14 protein-coding genes are annotated in these 14,500 nt (G+C 54.9%); 11 read left to right on the top strand and 3 right to left on the bottom strand.

The features are described from left to right. The first annotated feature begins 149 nt into the window (after positions 1–149). The 3 genes from COO59_RS07805 (at position 150) to sstT (ending at position 3,861) form a co-directional block, all read left to right on the top strand. Complete coding sequence (locus COO59_RS07805) at positions 150–1,142, top strand: Gfo/Idh/MocA family protein (protein ID WP_103059240.1); 993 nt, start codon at positions 150–152, stop codon at positions 1,140–1,142. A 259-nt stretch (positions 1,143–1,401) separates the two neighbouring features. Then, a complete protein-coding gene (locus tag COO59_RS07800; RefSeq protein ID WP_103059239.1) occupies positions 1,402–2,379 on the top strand; it encodes a TerC family protein in 978 nt (325 codons plus the stop codon). 243 nt (positions 2,380–2,622) lie between these two features. Then, positions 2,623–3,861 carry a serine/threonine transporter SstT gene (gene sstT / locus COO59_RS07795; protein ID WP_103059307.1) on the top strand — a complete coding sequence of 413 codons (1,239 nt, stop codon included), beginning with the start codon at positions 2,623–2,625 and terminating at the stop codon, positions 3,859–3,861. 440 nt (positions 3,862–4,301) lie between these two features. Here sstT and COO59_RS07790 read toward each other — a convergent pair whose 3' ends face one another. From COO59_RS07790 to uxaC, 3 genes are read right to left on the bottom strand one after another with little or no spacing between them, the layout of a single operon-like run. After that, a complete protein-coding gene (locus COO59_RS07790; RefSeq protein ID WP_103059238.1) occupies positions 4,302–5,792 on the bottom strand; it encodes a UxaA family hydrolase in 1,491 nt (496 codons plus the stop codon). A gap of 12 nt (positions 5,793–5,804) precedes the next feature. Continuing rightward, the gene (locus COO59_RS07785; RefSeq protein WP_103059237.1) at positions 5,805–7,250 is read right to left on the bottom strand and encodes a tagaturonate reductase; all 1,446 of its coding nucleotides are present in this window, start codon (positions 7,248–7,250) and stop codon (positions 5,805–5,807) included. Positions 7,251–7,264: 14 nt separating this feature from the next. Next, the gene (gene uxaC / locus COO59_RS07780) at positions 7,265–8,674 is read right to left on the bottom strand and encodes a glucuronate isomerase (protein ID WP_103059236.1); all 1,410 of its coding nucleotides are present in this window, start codon (positions 8,672–8,674) and stop codon (positions 7,265–7,267) included. Positions 8,675–9,093: 419 nt separating this feature from the next. Here uxaC and COO59_RS07775 point away from each other — a divergent pair, with 419 nt between their 5' ends. From COO59_RS07775 to COO59_RS07740, 8 genes are all read left to right on the top strand, one after another. Further along, positions 9,094–10,398, top strand: a complete 1,305-nt coding sequence (locus COO59_RS07775; RefSeq protein ID WP_103059235.1) for an MFS transporter — start codon at positions 9,094–9,096, stop codon at positions 10,396–10,398. Between the two features lie 163 nt (positions 10,399–10,561). After that, on the top strand, positions 10,562–11,332 hold the full coding sequence (exuR, locus tag COO59_RS07770) for a transcriptional regulator ExuR (RefSeq protein ID WP_103059234.1): 771 nt from the start codon (positions 10,562–10,564) through the stop codon (positions 11,330–11,332). Between the two features lie 337 nt (positions 11,333–11,669). Then, a complete protein-coding gene (locus COO59_RS07765; protein WP_103059233.1) occupies positions 11,670–12,347 on the top strand; it encodes a DedA family protein in 678 nt (225 codons plus the stop codon). Continuing rightward, a complete protein-coding gene (gene mzrA, locus COO59_RS07760; RefSeq protein ID WP_103059232.1) occupies positions 12,347–12,721 on the top strand; it encodes an EnvZ/OmpR regulon moderator MzrA in 375 nt (124 codons plus the stop codon). Before COO59_RS07765 ends, mzrA begins: the two co-directional genes overlap by 1 nt. Positions 12,722–12,905: 184 nt before the next feature. After that, on the top strand, positions 12,906–13,277 hold the full coding sequence (locus tag COO59_RS07755) for a DUF1090 domain-containing protein (RefSeq protein WP_165786501.1): 372 nt from the start codon (positions 12,906–12,908) through the stop codon (positions 13,275–13,277). Between the two features lie 41 nt (positions 13,278–13,318). Beyond that, positions 13,319–13,624, top strand: a complete 306-nt coding sequence (locus COO59_RS07750; RefSeq protein WP_103059230.1) for an ElaB/YgaM/YqjD family protein — start codon at positions 13,319–13,321, stop codon at positions 13,622–13,624. Positions 13,625–13,626: 2 nt separating this feature from the next. Next, positions 13,627–14,025 (top strand): phage holin family protein, encoded by a 399-nt coding sequence (locus COO59_RS07745; protein WP_205960853.1) that lies wholly within the window; start codon positions 13,627–13,629, stop codon positions 14,023–14,025. Further along, on the top strand, positions 14,022–14,309 hold the full coding sequence (locus COO59_RS07740; RefSeq protein WP_103059228.1) for a YqjK-like family protein: 288 nt from the start codon (positions 14,022–14,024) through the stop codon (positions 14,307–14,309). The genes COO59_RS07745 and COO59_RS07740 overlap by 4 nt, the downstream gene beginning before the upstream one ends. Positions 14,310–14,500 lie beyond the last annotated feature (191 nt).

The raw sequence follows: 14,500 nt of genomic DNA, 5'->3' as shown, positions 1-14,500 counted from the left end.
TTCTGTTACGGTTCCTGCATCCGGAAAAGAGGCCATCATATTGGAAGGCGGATCGCAGGATCAAATCAGCAACCGCGCTTTGCCGTGGCGCAACCAAACGCGCATGCTACTCTGCTCTTCTTCACTCAGGATCGGGAGTTGGAATTTTTATGATTCGCTTCGCTATTGTAGGCACTAACTGGATTACCCGGCAGTTTGTCGAGGCCGCCCATCAAACCGGCAAAATGACGCTGACCGCCATTTACTCGCGCACGCTGGAACAGGCGCTGGCTTTCGCTAAAGAGTGTCCGGCCGAGCATCTGTTTATTTCACTGGAGCAGATGGCGGCCTGTGCTGAGATCGATGCGGTTTATATCGCCAGCCCTAACGCCCTGCACTGCGAGCAGGCGCAGCTGTTTATGCGTCATAAAAAGCATGTGATGTGTGAAAAACCGCTGGCCTCTAACCTGCAGGAAGCTGAGCAAATGATCGCCTGCGCCGCTGAAAATCAAGTGGTACTGTTTGAGGCGTTTAAAACCGCCTGCCTGCCGGGTTTTCAGGTTATCCGGCAGGCCCTGCCGCAGCTTGGCAGGCTGCGTAAAGTGCTGTTCAACTACTGCCAGTACTCTTCCCGCTATCCGCGTTATCTGAACGGCGAACAACCCAATACTTTCGATCCTCGCTGGTCCAACGGCTCGATTATGGATATTGGCTATTACTGTCTGGCCAGCGCGCTGGCGCTGTGGGGCGAGCCTCAGCGGGTTCAGGCGCAGGCCACGCTGCTGGAGAGCGGCGTTGATGCGCACGGTTCGGTGATCATGCACTACGGCGATTTTGACGTCACGCTGCTGCATTCAAAAGTCAGCGACTCGCACGTTCCCAGCGAAATTCAGGGCGAAGCGGGATCGCTGGTGATAGAAAAGCTGTCTGAAGTGCAGCGCATTACCCTTATCCCGCGCGGCGGCACAGCGCAGGATCTGACGCCAGCGCAGCACAGTAATACGATGCGCTATGAAGCGGAGCAGTTCGCCGGGCGGATCGCTGAGCGGCAAATTGAGCATCCTGGGCTGGCGCTGGCACGCAGCACGGCGCGCCTGCTGACTGAAATCCGGCGCCAGACCGGCGTCGTTTTTCCAGCTGATAAAGAAAACCGAGCCAGCTAGTGTAAATATTTCAAAAAATTACACTGAACGCGTTGCTTATTGCCCTGCGTCCTTCTATCTTTCCCTGCAGCAAAGGGGAGTAACTTGTTAGCCGATCGATCGTCATTACGATGCGTTACGCATCCGGTCATCGGGCAACCCGGAATTTTTTCTGCGTTGTAAGTGAGACCTTGCCGGAAGGCGGGGCTTTGCTTGCAGTAAACAGCACGGCTGACCTCTTCCGACGTTGGCCGTTTTTGTTTACTGACAGGATATTTTTATGCAAACCGTTGGCACACCGTTACTCTGGGGCAGCTTTGCCGTTGTCGTGCTGCTCATGCTGGCGATTGATCTCTTTTTACAGGGACGGCGCGGCGCGCAGACCATGACGCTTAAGCAAGCGGCGGCCTGGTCGCTGATCTGGGTTTCTGTTTCCCTGCTTTTTGCCACCGCTTTTTGGTGGTATCTCGATGGCGCTGTCGGCCGTGAAATGGCGAATACGCAAACCATGGCGTTTTTGACCGGCTATGTGCTGGAAAAAGCGCTGGCCGTGGATAACGTTTTTGTCTGGCTGATGCTGTTCGGTTATTTCGCCGTGCCGGCGGCCTGGCAGCGCCGGGTGCTGATTTATGGCGTGCTGGGCGCGATTGTGCTGCGTACCATTATGATTTTTGCCGGCAGCTGGCTGGTCACCCAGTTTAGCTGGATCCTTTATCTGTTCGGCGCCTTCCTGCTGCTTACCGGGCTCAAAATGGCGTTCAGCAAAGCGGATAATGAAAATTCAGTGGGCGATAAACCGGTTGTGCGCTGGCTGCGCAGCCATTTACGCATGACGGATAAACTTGAAGGCGAGAAGTTTTTCGTTCGCCGCAACGGCCTGCTGTACGCTACGCCGCTGCTGCTGGTGCTGATTATGGTGGAGCTGAGCGACATAATCTTCGCTGTTGACAGTATTCCGGCTATTTTTGCCGTTACCACCGATCCCTTTATTGTGCTGACGTCTAACCTGTTCGCGATCCTCGGCCTGCGCGCCATGTACTTTCTGCTGGCGAGCGTGGCGGAGCGCTTCTCAATGCTGAAGTATGGCCTGGCGATTGTGCTGGTGTTTATCGGTATCAAGATGCTGATGGTCAATATCTGGCATATTCCGGTTGCGATCTCGCTGGGCGTGGTTGGGACCATTCTTGGCCTGACGCTACTGATCAATGCCTGGGTTAATCACCGAAACGATCGCCATAAAATAAGCAAAACAGAGTAACAAAGTAATATGCTGCGGGGCGCTTAGCGTCCCGTTGAATATTCCGCTTATATAAAATTAAACAATTGTAATCACTGTCACAATTCCAATAAACAGAAACAAAAAAATTCGATCCCACCCTAATAGCCATAATTTCTGCTTTTCCTGTTATCGCATTTCTTTATACTCCCCCAGGCAAACACTCATGCCGTTCGTGGTCCGATAAGGCAACGGCGGCCACAATAACTATTAATGGTTCTGATGATGGAAAAAAGTTCTTCCACGCTGATTGCGCGCCTGCTGGGCGGCAGTCTGGTAAAACAAATTATGGTTGGCCTGGTGGCCGGTATTGCGCTCGCCTGGTTCTCAAAAGATATGGCGCTGGCGGTGGGTCTGCTTGGCTCGCTGTTTGTGAGCGCGCTGAAGGCGGTAGCGCCGATGCTGGTGCTGCTGCTGGTCATTGCTTCGATTGCTAATCACAAGCAGGGGCAAAAAAGTAATATCCGCCCGATTATCTTCCTCTATATTCTGAGCACGTTCTTTGCGGCAGTGGTCGCTGTGGTTTGCAGTTACCTCTATCCACAGGTGCTGACCCTGAGCGCGGCACAAACGGAAATCACCCCGCCGTCCGGCATCAGTGAGGTATTAAACGGTCTGCTGATGAGCATGGTGGCTAATCCGATTGATGCTCTCATGCATGCCAACTATATCGGCATCCTGGTCTGGGCAGTGGGTTTAGGCATCGCCTTCCGCCACAGCAGCGATACCACTAAACAGCTGCTAAACGACGCTTCCAACGCGGTCACCTGGATGGTGCGCATAGTGATCCGCTGCGCGCCGCTGGGTATTTTTGGCCTGGTCGCCTCGATTCTGGCCTCTACCGGCTTCTCCGCGCTGTGGGATTATGCCCATCTGCTTATCCTGCTGATTGGCTGTATGTTGCTGATGGCGCTGGTATTTAACCCGATTCTGGCCTGGTGGAAAATCCGTCGTAATCCTTATCCGCTGGTGTTTACCTGCCTGCGTGAAAGTGGCGTAACCGCTTTCTTTACCCGCAGTTCGGCGGCCAATATCCCGGTGAATATGGCGTTGGCGAAAAAGCTGAATCTGGATGAAGATACCTACTCGGTTTCCATTCCGCTGGGCGCAACCATCAGTATGGCAGGCGCTGCCATCACTATTACCGTGCTGACGCTGGCGGCGGTGAATACGCTGGGTATTCATGTTGACGTGCCGACCGCCGTGCTGCTCAGTCTGGTCGCTTCGCTGTGCGCCTGTGGCGCATCCGGCGTGGCGGGCGGCTCGCTGCTGCTGATCCCGGTGGCGTGTAATATGTTTGGTATTCCTAATGATGTCGCCATGCAGGTGGTCGCGGTGGGCTTTATTATCGGCGTACTGCAGGATTCGGCGGAAACCGCGCTGAACTCCTCCACCGATATTCTGTTTACCGCGGCGGTTTGTCAGGCGGAAGAGCAGCGCACGGCAACGAAGAGCCTTAGCTAACCGCTTGTGGCTACAGCGTAAACAAGTGCGATTACAGAGGTGGCCGTTGGGTCGCCTCTTTCGTTGGGGCGCCTCTGACTTTAGGTCGCTGGGGCGTTCTGCCGTTGGGTCGCCTCTTAAGAAGACCAGGTGTCCGCGCCGGGAGGCCAGGCCGATCGTAAAGACGCAAACAGCGTCATCCCTGACAGCTCGGCCCGCGCCGTCCATGGCGCGGGACGCTTTACTCTTCTGCCTGGCCTTCCGTCGCCTTAGCTTCAGCTGTTTGAGGCGACCCCAGTCAGGCAACCTCGTCGCTTTTTATGACTTACAGCGTGACATCATTTTTAAAGATCGCCCGTTCGCGAAGATCGTTGCATTGATTGTTGGGCTGACTTGCAGCGTAATGCCGCTTTTACAGATCGCCCGTTCGCGAAGACCGTTGCATTAATTGTTGGGCTGGCTCACAGCGTGACCCCGCTTTTAAAGATCGCCAGCTCGCGGAAGTCGTTGCGCTCATTATTGGTAAGCCTGCCGTTAGCCACCTCAACGATATAGTCAACAAAGCGCTCCAGCAGCGCCTCCATCGGCGTATCCAGCACCAGCGGACCGGCGTTAAAATCGATCCAGTGCGGCTTGCGTTCCGCCAGTTCGCTATTGGTGGCAATTTTTACCGTTGGCACAAACCCGCCGTAGGGCGTGCCGCGCCCGGTGGTAAACAGCACCATATGACAGCCCGCTCCCGCCAGCGCGCTGGTGGCGACCGCATCGTTGCCCGGTGCGCTCAGCAGATTCAGCCCCGGCTGACGCAGACGCTCGCCATACTTCAGCACATCCACTACCTGGCTCTGCCCGGCTTTTTGCGTACAGCCCAGCGATTTCTCTTCCAGCGTCGTAATGCCGCCCGCCTTATTGCCCGGCGACGGGTTTTCATAAATCGGCTGCTGATGGGCAATAAAGTAACGTTTGAAGTCGTTAATCATCGCTACCGTTTTTTCAAATGTCGCCTCGTCGCGACAGCGGCTCATCAGGATCCGTTCGGCGCCAAACATCTCCGGCACCTCGGTGAGGACGGTGGTGCCGCCGTTAGCGATCGTCCGATCGGAAAAGCGTCCCAGCAGCGGATTGGCGGTAATGCCAGAGAAGCCGTCTGAGCCGCCGCATTCCAGACCGAATTTCAACTCGCTCAGCCTTCCCGGCTGGCGCCGATCGTGGCGCATCGTTTGATAAAGCTGATGCAGGCGTTCCAGCCCCGCCTCGACCTCATCCTGCTGCTGCTGGCAGATCATAAAACTGACGCGATCGCTGTCGTAGCCGCCCAGCGTATCGCGAAACGCATCAACCTGATTGTTCTCGCAGCCCAGGCCAATCACCAGCACCGCGCCGGCATTCGGATGACGCACCATATTTTGCAGCATGGTGCGGGTATTCTCATGATCCTGACCGAGCTGTGAACAGCCGAAGGGATGGCTGAACAGATGGACGCCATCGATACCGGCGGCATCGTCGCTTTCACGCAAAAAGCGCTGCAGGATCTGACGTGCAATGCCGTTGACGCAGCCGACGGTCGGCAATATCCACAGCTCATTACGAATGCCAACCTCGCCGTTAGCGCGGCGGTAAACCTGTACTTCACGATCGGCGGCCTGCGGCGGCAGCGTAATAAAATCGGGCTGGTATTGATATTCGTCCAGATCGCTGAGATTGGTACGCGCATTTTGCGCATGAACATGCTCGCCTGCGGCGATCGGCTGCGTGGCGTGGCCGATCGGCAATCCATACTTGATCACGTGCTCATCGACGGCGATCGAGCGCAGCGCAAACTTATGGCCGCGAGCTACCGGCTGACGCAACGTGACGGTAACGTCATCCAGCGTCAGCGCGCTACCTTCATCCAGATCGCTGAGCGCAACGGCGACGTTATCGCGCGGCGCTATTTTAATCGCTTGTTGCATAGCCGGTATTCCTCATTGTGGTAATGCTGCCCGCATGCCGTGAGCGGTAATATTTTGCAGGTGTTGAGTAACGGCATCGACCAGACCAGGCTGCTGACTGAGATCGCACTGCCAGTGCTGCTTATCGCTCAGCACCGCAGTAACCAACTGCTGCAGCGAGATTGCGCCCTGCGCCTGCTGCGGCCAAAGCGTGGCAAAAAGATCCAGCCACTGCGCGTCATCCTGTAGTGGATAACGCTCGCCGTTGCGCTCGCCGCGGTAATAAGCGATCAGCGCCGCCAGCGCAAAAGTGATGCGCGTTGCCCACCGGCCGCTCTGCTGATATTCCGTCAGCAGCTGCGGCAGCAGACGCGTGCGGAATTTAGTCATGCTATTTAACGCAATCGCCGAAAGCTGATGGCGGATAAAAGGGTTACGGAAACGCCCCAGCACCGCATCCGCAAAGCGCTGAAGATCGTCAGCAGGCAGATCCAGCGTTGGGATTATCTCTTCACGCAGCATGGCGTCGATAAAATGTACGATGCGGTTATCGTTCATCGCCTCGCCGACGGTATCCAGCCCGGAAAGCCAGGCCACCGGCACCATCGCCGTATGCGCGCCGTTAAGGATCGCCACCTTTTGCGCTTTCCACGGCTTAATATCCTCTACCAGCCGGATATTAAGCGGCAGCGCCGACAGCCGTAGCTCATCGGCAACCTGCTGCGGTCCCTGAATAATGAACTGGTAAAAAACCTCGCCCGCCACCAGCAGCGGATCGCGATAGCCAAGCGCAGTAAATAGCGCCTCAGCCTCTGCCGCCGGATAGCCGGGAACGATGCGATCCACCAGCGTATTGCAGAAAATATTGTGCTGCTTAACCCAGGCGCTGAACGCCGCCGGCAGCTGCCAGCAATCGGCATAGCGCAATACCAGCTCACGCAGCGCGTCGCCGTTATTATCGATCAGCTCGCAGGGCAGAATAATCCAGCCCTTATCCGCCGCGCCGGAAAAATGCTGCCAGCGCGCCCATAGCAGCTGGGCCACTTTGCCGGGAAACGAGCGTGCCGGCCGATCGTCCAGCCGATCGTCGGCGTTAAAGGCGATTCCCGCCTCGGTGGTATTGGAGAACATAAAGCGAATATGCGCGTCCTGCGCCAGCGCAATAAAGTCGTCAAACTGCCGATACGGCTGAATTTCCCGGTTCACCGAGCGGATTAGGCGTGGCTCGCTCACCACCTCCCCTTGCGCATTCAACCCGCGGAGCAGCACGGTATAAAGCCCGTCCTGATGGTTAAGCGTATAATCGACCTGACGACTGCCCGGCCTGACAACCGTTACGCCCGCATCCAGATCGCTATGGGCGTTAAGTAAATCGATCTGCCAGTCGATAAACGCGCGCAGAAAATTACCTTCGCCAAACTGGATGATGCGGGTGGGGTAGTGCGCTCCGGGAAAATTTTTGCGATTCAGCGTTTGCATGGAATTTCTCCGGATTAAAGCTCAATGCCAAAATAGTCGCGGGCGTTATTGAAGCAGATGTTTTTCACCATCCCGCCCAGCAAATCAATATCCGCAGGCGCTTCGCCGTTTTCAACCCAGCGACCGATCATCTGGCACAGCAGACGACGGAAATATTCATGGCGCGTATAAGAAAGGAAGCTGCGGCTGTCGGTTAACATGCCGACAAAGCGGCTCAGCAGGCCGATCTGCGCCAGCTGGGTCATCTGGCGCTGCATGCCGTCCAGCTGATCGTTAAACCACCACGCGGAGCCAAACTGCATTTTTCCCGGCTCGCCTTCGCCCTGGAAATTCCCGGCCATCGTTGCCAGCACTTCGTTGTCGCGCGGATTAAGGCAGTAAAGAATGGTTTTCGGCAGCGCATTATTGCGGTTTTGCGCATCGAGCAGGCGCGCCAGTGGTTCAGCCAGCGGACGGTCATTAATAGAATCGAAGCCTACGTCCGGCCCCAGCAGCTGCAGCTGACGACGGTTATTATTGCGCAGCGCGCCGATATGATATTGCTGCACCCAGCCGCGACGGGCGTACTCTGCGCCCAGCCATACCAGCACCGCCGTTTTAAACTGCGCCATTTCCTGTTCCGAAGGCCGGGTTCCCTGGAGACGACGCGCCAGAATTTCATCCAGCGTGGCATCGTCCGCTTCGGCAAACAGCACCACATCCAGCGCATGATCGGAAACCTTACAGCCGTGCGCGGCAAAGTGATCGAGGCGCTTGCTTAGCGCACGGCGTAAATCATCAAAGCGGCGAATATCGGTATCTGCTACCGCACCAAGCTGCTGCATATAGTCGGCAAAGCCTTCGGCTTCGATATTAAACGCTTTGTCAGGACGCCAGCTCGGCAGCACCTTAATGGTAAAGCTGTCATCCTGCGCCAGACGCTGATGATGCTGTAAATTGTCTACCGGATCATCGGTGGTGCCCACCATGCGCACGTTCATCTGCTGCATGATACCGCGCGCGCTAAAGTCATCCTGCGCCAATAGCGCATTACACTCATCCCAGATGCGATCGGCGGTTTTTTCCGACAGCAGCACGTTGGTGATGCCAAACGGGCGGCGCAGTTCAAGATGCGTCCAGTGGTAGAGCGGATTGCCGATGGTATGCGGAACGGTGCGCGCCCAGGCGTTAAATTTCTCGCGGTCGTCGGCATCGCCGGTACAGAGCGCTTCCGGCACGCCGTTAGCGCGCATGGCACGCCATTTATAGTGATCGCCCTTCAGCCAGACATCGTACAGGTTGCTAAAGCGGTAGTTGTCTGCAATCTGCTGCGGCGGCAGGTGGCAATGATAATCAAAGATCGGTTGATCGGCCGCGTAGTCATGGTACAGGCGGCGGGAAAACTCACTCTCCAGCAAAAAATCTTCGGTCATAAAACGGGACATTCCGATCTCCTTTTACATGAACGTTATCGATGCGTTCACCTGATGGCAGAAAAGTTATCATACCAATTTAAGCAACCGCAGTGATTATTTTGCGATACAGCTCACAAACCAGACAACTTCGCGCCCCTTATTTGGCGGTCAACTGCCTTGCCAGCCGGTAATCGCCTGAATTACCTTGGTTTTAAGTATCACATATTACAAAAATGGTTTTTGTGATGGCATTCAACTTTTAAATCGGTATGACAAGTTATCGTCTGCCGTTCAGATTTTGATGAGCAGAAATTTCTTTCACAGGTAAGGAATGGAAAAGGGCAAAGGCAGGGTTTTGCTCCCGGATGCTTTCTGTTCGCAGTTGACTGCGACAGACCCGCAATAAAAAACAGCGGCACGGCCGCCAACAGAACTGGAAGAGGTATGACATGCGTAAAATAAAAGGGCTACGCTGGTATATGATCGGTCTGGTGACCATCGGTACCGTGCTGGGTTACCTGACGCGTAACGCCATTGCCGTAGCCGCGCCGACTCTTGAAGCACAGCTGCATATCACCACCCAGCAATACTCTTATATCGTGGCCGCCTACTCCGCCTGCTATACCGTTATGCAGCCGGTGGCCGGTTATATTCTTGACGTCCTCGGCACTAAAATTGGCTATGCGGTGTTTGCGATTATGTGGGCGATATTCTGTGCCGCAACCGCGCTGGCGGGCAGCTGGGGCGGGCTGGCGATTGCGCGCGCTGCCGTCGGCGCCGCCGAAGCGGCCATGATCCCCGCCGGTCTGAAGGCCAGCAGTGAATGGTTTCCGGCCAAAGAGCGCTCCGTTGCGGTGGGCTATTTTAACGTCGGTTCCTCTATTGGCGCGATGGTCGCGCCGCCGCTGGTGGTATGGGCCATCGTCGCCCACAGCTGGCAAATGGCGTTTATCATTACCGGTGTACTCAGCATGATCTGGGCGCTTTGCTGGCTGGTGTTTTATAAGCACCCTAAACAGCAGAAAAAACTCAGCGATGAAGAACGCGCCTATATCCTTTCCGGTCAGGAAGCGCACCACCAGATCGACAACGGCAAGAAAATGAGCGCCGGTCAGATCCTGCGTAACCGCCAGTTTTGGGGCATCGCCCTGCCTCGCTTTCTGGCGGAGCCGGCATGGGGCACCTTCAATGCCTGGATCCCGCTGTTTATGTTTAAGGTTTACGGCTTTAACCTGAAAGAGATCGCCATGTTTGCCTGGATGCCGATGCTATTTGCCGATCTGGGCTGCATTGTCGGCGGCTATCTGCCCCCGCTGTTTCAACGGCTGTTTGGCGTTAACCTGATTGTTTCACGCAAGCTGGTGGTGACGATGGGCGCGGTCCTGATGATCGCTCCCGGCACCATCGGCCTGTTTACCAGCCCTTACGTGGCGATTGGCCTGCTGTGCGTTGGCGGCTTTGCTCATCAGGCGCTTTCCGGCGCGCTGATTACGCTCTCTTCTGATGTTTTTGGTCGTAATGAAGTCGCCACGGCTAACGGACTGACCGGCATGGCCGCCTGGACCGCCAGCACCATGTTTGCGCTGGTGGTCGGCGCGCTGGCCGATACGCTGGGTTTCAGCCCGCTGTTTGCCGCGCTGGCGGTGTTCGATCTGCTGGGCGCGGTGGTTATCTGGACGGTGCTGAAAAACCAACCGGCCGCCGAACTGGAGCAAGCACCGACGGCACCAGCCGCCGAGCCGGTACGCAGCTAGCTTCCCTCAGGGCGGGCATCAGCGAATGCCCGCCTGTTTTATTCCCTTCTGCTTGTTTGCTGACGAACTGCGCATTTCCATCCCCCCGATCGCCACAGTGATTGGCCTTAACGGCGGTAAGTGGTATAACAACTTACCGACTCCATCTGCAGGGAACAGACCTATGGAAATCAGCGAACCGCGTCGTCTTTATCAACAGCTGGCCGCAGAGTTAAAAAATCGCATTGAAACCGGTCAGTATCAGCCAGGCGATAAGCTGCCTGCAGAACGACTGATAGCGGAAGAGATGCAGGTCAGCCGCACCGTCGTGCGTGAGGCGATTATTATGCTGGAGGTGGAAGGCTACGTCGAAGTGCGCAAAGGTTCCGGTATTCATGTTATTTCCAGCCAGCAAAACCCGCGGGTTATAACTAACAGCCAGCTGGAGTTTGCTAATTTTGGCCCTTTCGAGCTGTTACAGGCGCGTCAGCTTATTGAAAGTAACGTGGCGGAATTCGCCGCTACGCGCGTCACGCGACAGGACATTGTGCAACTGATGGAAATCCAGCAGGAGGCGCGCAAAGAAGATCACTTCCGCGATTCCGAATGGGATATGCGCTTTCACGTACAAATTGCCATGGCGACGCAAAACAGCGCGCTGGCGGCTATCGTCGAGAAAATGTGGCTGCACCGTATGCATAACCCTTACTGGCTGAAACTGCATGAGCACATTGACGAGCGAGCCATCGGCAGCTGGTGCAACGACCACGATATGATCCTGAAAGCCTTAATGCGCAAAGATCCGGCCGCCGCCAAGCTGGCGATGTGGCAACATCTGGAAAATACCCGTCAGATGTTATTTAACGCCACGACCGACGATTTTGAATTCAACGTTGACCGTTACATGTTTGCTGAAAACCCGGTTATCCTGCCCAATACCTCTTCTTCCCGCTAAAAAAGGACGCTTTGGATAACAAAGCGTCTAAAGTCAGCTAAGTTACTTTAGTGTCAGCCAGTGTAAAGCTCCTTTCTGCTAATGATTTTCAACGGTAAAACTCTCAGTCAGAAGTAACTTTCCCTGTCTCGTAAAGGTGGATTTTGTTACAGTTATCTGCCTTTTCTTACCCTTTCGCGGCGGGAAAGAAGAATGCATCGTTTTTACAGCCCATACAGGCAAAAGACGATCGCCCGGCCTGCGGTAGCGGCGACTACAATTAACAAAAACTGCCAGCCTGCCCTCCCGGCCTCTTTATTGATGAGCCAGTGTTAACAATGAAGTTCAGGAATAATGAATGGATATTTTAAAAGCGCTGTTGCAAGCATTATGGCAACAAGATTTTGAGACCCTGGCCGATCCGACGCTGGTCTGGGCAATTTATGGCGTACTGTTTATGATTTTGTTTCTGGAGAATGGCCTGCTTCCCGCCGCCTTTCTTCCCGGCGATAGCCTGCTTATTCTGGTCGGCGTCCTGATTGCCAAAGGCACCATGAATTTTCCGCTTACCCTGTTTATCCTGACGACCGCGGCCAGCCTTGGCTGCTGGGTTAGCTATATTCAGGGACGATGGCTGGGCAATACGCCCACCGTGCAAAACTGGCTATCCCATTTGCCCGCGCAATATCATCAACGGGCCCATCAAATGTTTCATCGCCACGGCCTCTCCGCGCTGTTAATTGGCCGCTTTATCGCTTTCGTACGCACGCTGCTGCCTACCATCGCCGGCCTTTCCGGCCTGAGCAGTACCCGCTTTCAGTTCTTTAACTGGATGAGCGGCTTCATATGGGTGTTGATTCTGACGGTCATGGGTTTTGCGCTGGGTAAAACGCCGATTTTCCGCCGTTATGAAGATGAACTGATGTTCTGCCTGATGCTGTTGCCGCTGGTGCTGCTGGTGGTTGGCCTGGTGGGATCGTTGGTGGTGCTGTGGCGCAAACGGAACGGTAACGGCAAGCAAAAAGGTCAACCATAATGCAATGGTTACAGCCTGTTTTACGCCAGCCGCTGCGCTGGCTGCTGGTCGGGTTGTTGGCGATTATCACCTTTGCCCTGCTGCCAGCGCTGTTTCGCCATGAAAATGCCCTGCAAATCCGCGTTGCCGAACAGGGCGTTAGTTTGCCGGATGGCTTTTATGTCTGGCAGCGCCTTAACGCGCAGGGCATTCAGGTGAAAAGCATCACGCCCGCACAGGACTCGCTGGTACTGCGCTTTGAGTCGCAGGAGCAGAGCCTGGCGGCCCAGCGCGCCCTGCTTAAAATTCTGCCGCATGGTTTTAATATTGCCCAGCTGGAAAACAGCAGCGGCTGGCTGAATAAAATCTCGCTGCGTTCGCAATCCGTTGGCTAACCCCGCCGCGTAGCGCGATTTCTCTTCCCGAACACGCTTTCTTCAGCAACACTTTTGAGCTTTCCGTAAAGAGTGTCTATTCTTACAAAAGGTTATGAGGCGGCATGGCTGCCAGCCTCATACCTGCTGCATCTTTACCGTTCACAGGGAACGGCTGAATTTAACAATGGAAGGTCATGATCGGATGAAATTTCGCACCTCGCTTTTTCTGGCTCTTTTTTCCCTTTCCGGCTTTACCCAGGCCGCTGGCGTACTCTGTTTGCAGAAAGAGAAAAATATTGAGCGAGAAATTGCCTATGCAAAACAGCATGATAATCAACGCCGGGTGAACGGCCTCGAACGCGCTCTGACGGAAGTACGCGCCAGCTGCACTGATGAAAAGCTAAAAGCGGCTCATCAGGAAAACATTAACGCGAAAAAGCGGGAAGTAGCAGAGCGAGAACAAGATTTAAAAGATGCCGAGGAGGATGGCGATAAGAAAAAAATCGCTAAACGCCAACAAAAATTACAGGAAGAGCGTGAAGAGCTTAAAGCGCTTCAGTCTGCTGCCTGGTAACCCATTTACAGCGTACATGCCTGCGAATAAAGGAGTGTTTCATGTCAACAGATACTACGTCAGAACACCTGCGCGCCGAACTGAAGAACCTGGCGGATACGCTGGAAGAAGTGCTTAGCCATTCCACCGATAAATCAAAATCAGAACTGGATAAGTTGCGTAGCAAAGCGCGTGCCGCGCTGGATGAGTCGCGCCTGCGTCTCGGTGAAACCGGCGATCGTCTGTCACAGACCACCCGTGAAGCGGTTAGCCACGCCGATGATTATGTGCGTGAAAATCCCTGGCACGGCGTAGGTATTGGCGCAGCCATCGGGCTGGCCATCGGCATGCTGATTTCGCGTCGTTAATTATGGCCGATTCTCAGCAGAGCCACGGCCCAGGCAAAGGGGTCATAAACATCGGACAGCGTCTCGTCACAACGCTGGTTAGCATGGTAGAAACCCGTGTGCGCCTTGCTGTGGTCGAGCTGGAAGAGGAAAAGGCTAATCTGATACAGATGCTGTTGATGATTGGCCTGACGATGCTGTTCACCGCGTTTGGCCTGATGAGCCTGATGGTATTAATTATCTGGGCGGTTGATGCGCAGTATCGCCTGACAGCCATTGGCATTACTACTGCCGTGCTGTTTGTGCTGGCGCTTATTTTTGGCCTTTGGACGCTGCGTAAGTCACGTAAATCCACGCTGCTTCACCATACGCGGAAAGAGCTCTCCTCCGATCGTCAAATGCTGGAGGACCGTCACCCATGAATCGTGCTGACCGTGAACAACGTAAAGCGGATCTGTTAATCACTATTCACCAGCAGCGCCTCGATCTTAGTATGGCGCGTCGGGAATGGCTGTTGGAAACCGCCCGTTACGATCGCGGTTGGATGACGCTGCTTAGTCTGCGTAGCTATCTGGCTATCGGTAGCAGCGCGTTAGCGATCTGGTCGGTGCGCAATCCCAACTTTTTGATGCGTTGGGCGAAGCGCGGTCTGGGTGCATGGAGTACCTGGCGGCTGATAAAAGCGAATCTGCCGCACAGGAATTAGCGCCTCCTCTGATTGCCTGCGTATCGCGCAGGCAATCTATATCAATTTTCCTGAACTACTTTGACAGTTTATCTCGCTTACAAAACTTCCCTCGCCCACTTATTATCCTCCTCAGTTACCGAGAGCAGCGACTAATCGCCTGCAATCACGCTATTTAACCGCTCAGGCGTCTTTCGCCTGGGGCAAAACAG

Origin of the sequence: Mixta theicola, from assembly GCF_002895925.1 — a bacterium.
GTDB classification, from domain to species: Bacteria; Pseudomonadota; Gammaproteobacteria; order Enterobacterales; family Enterobacteriaceae; genus Mixta; species Mixta theicola.
Note: the sequence above shows the minus strand (reverse complement) of the source record. Positions and strands in the feature narration are given on the sequence as shown.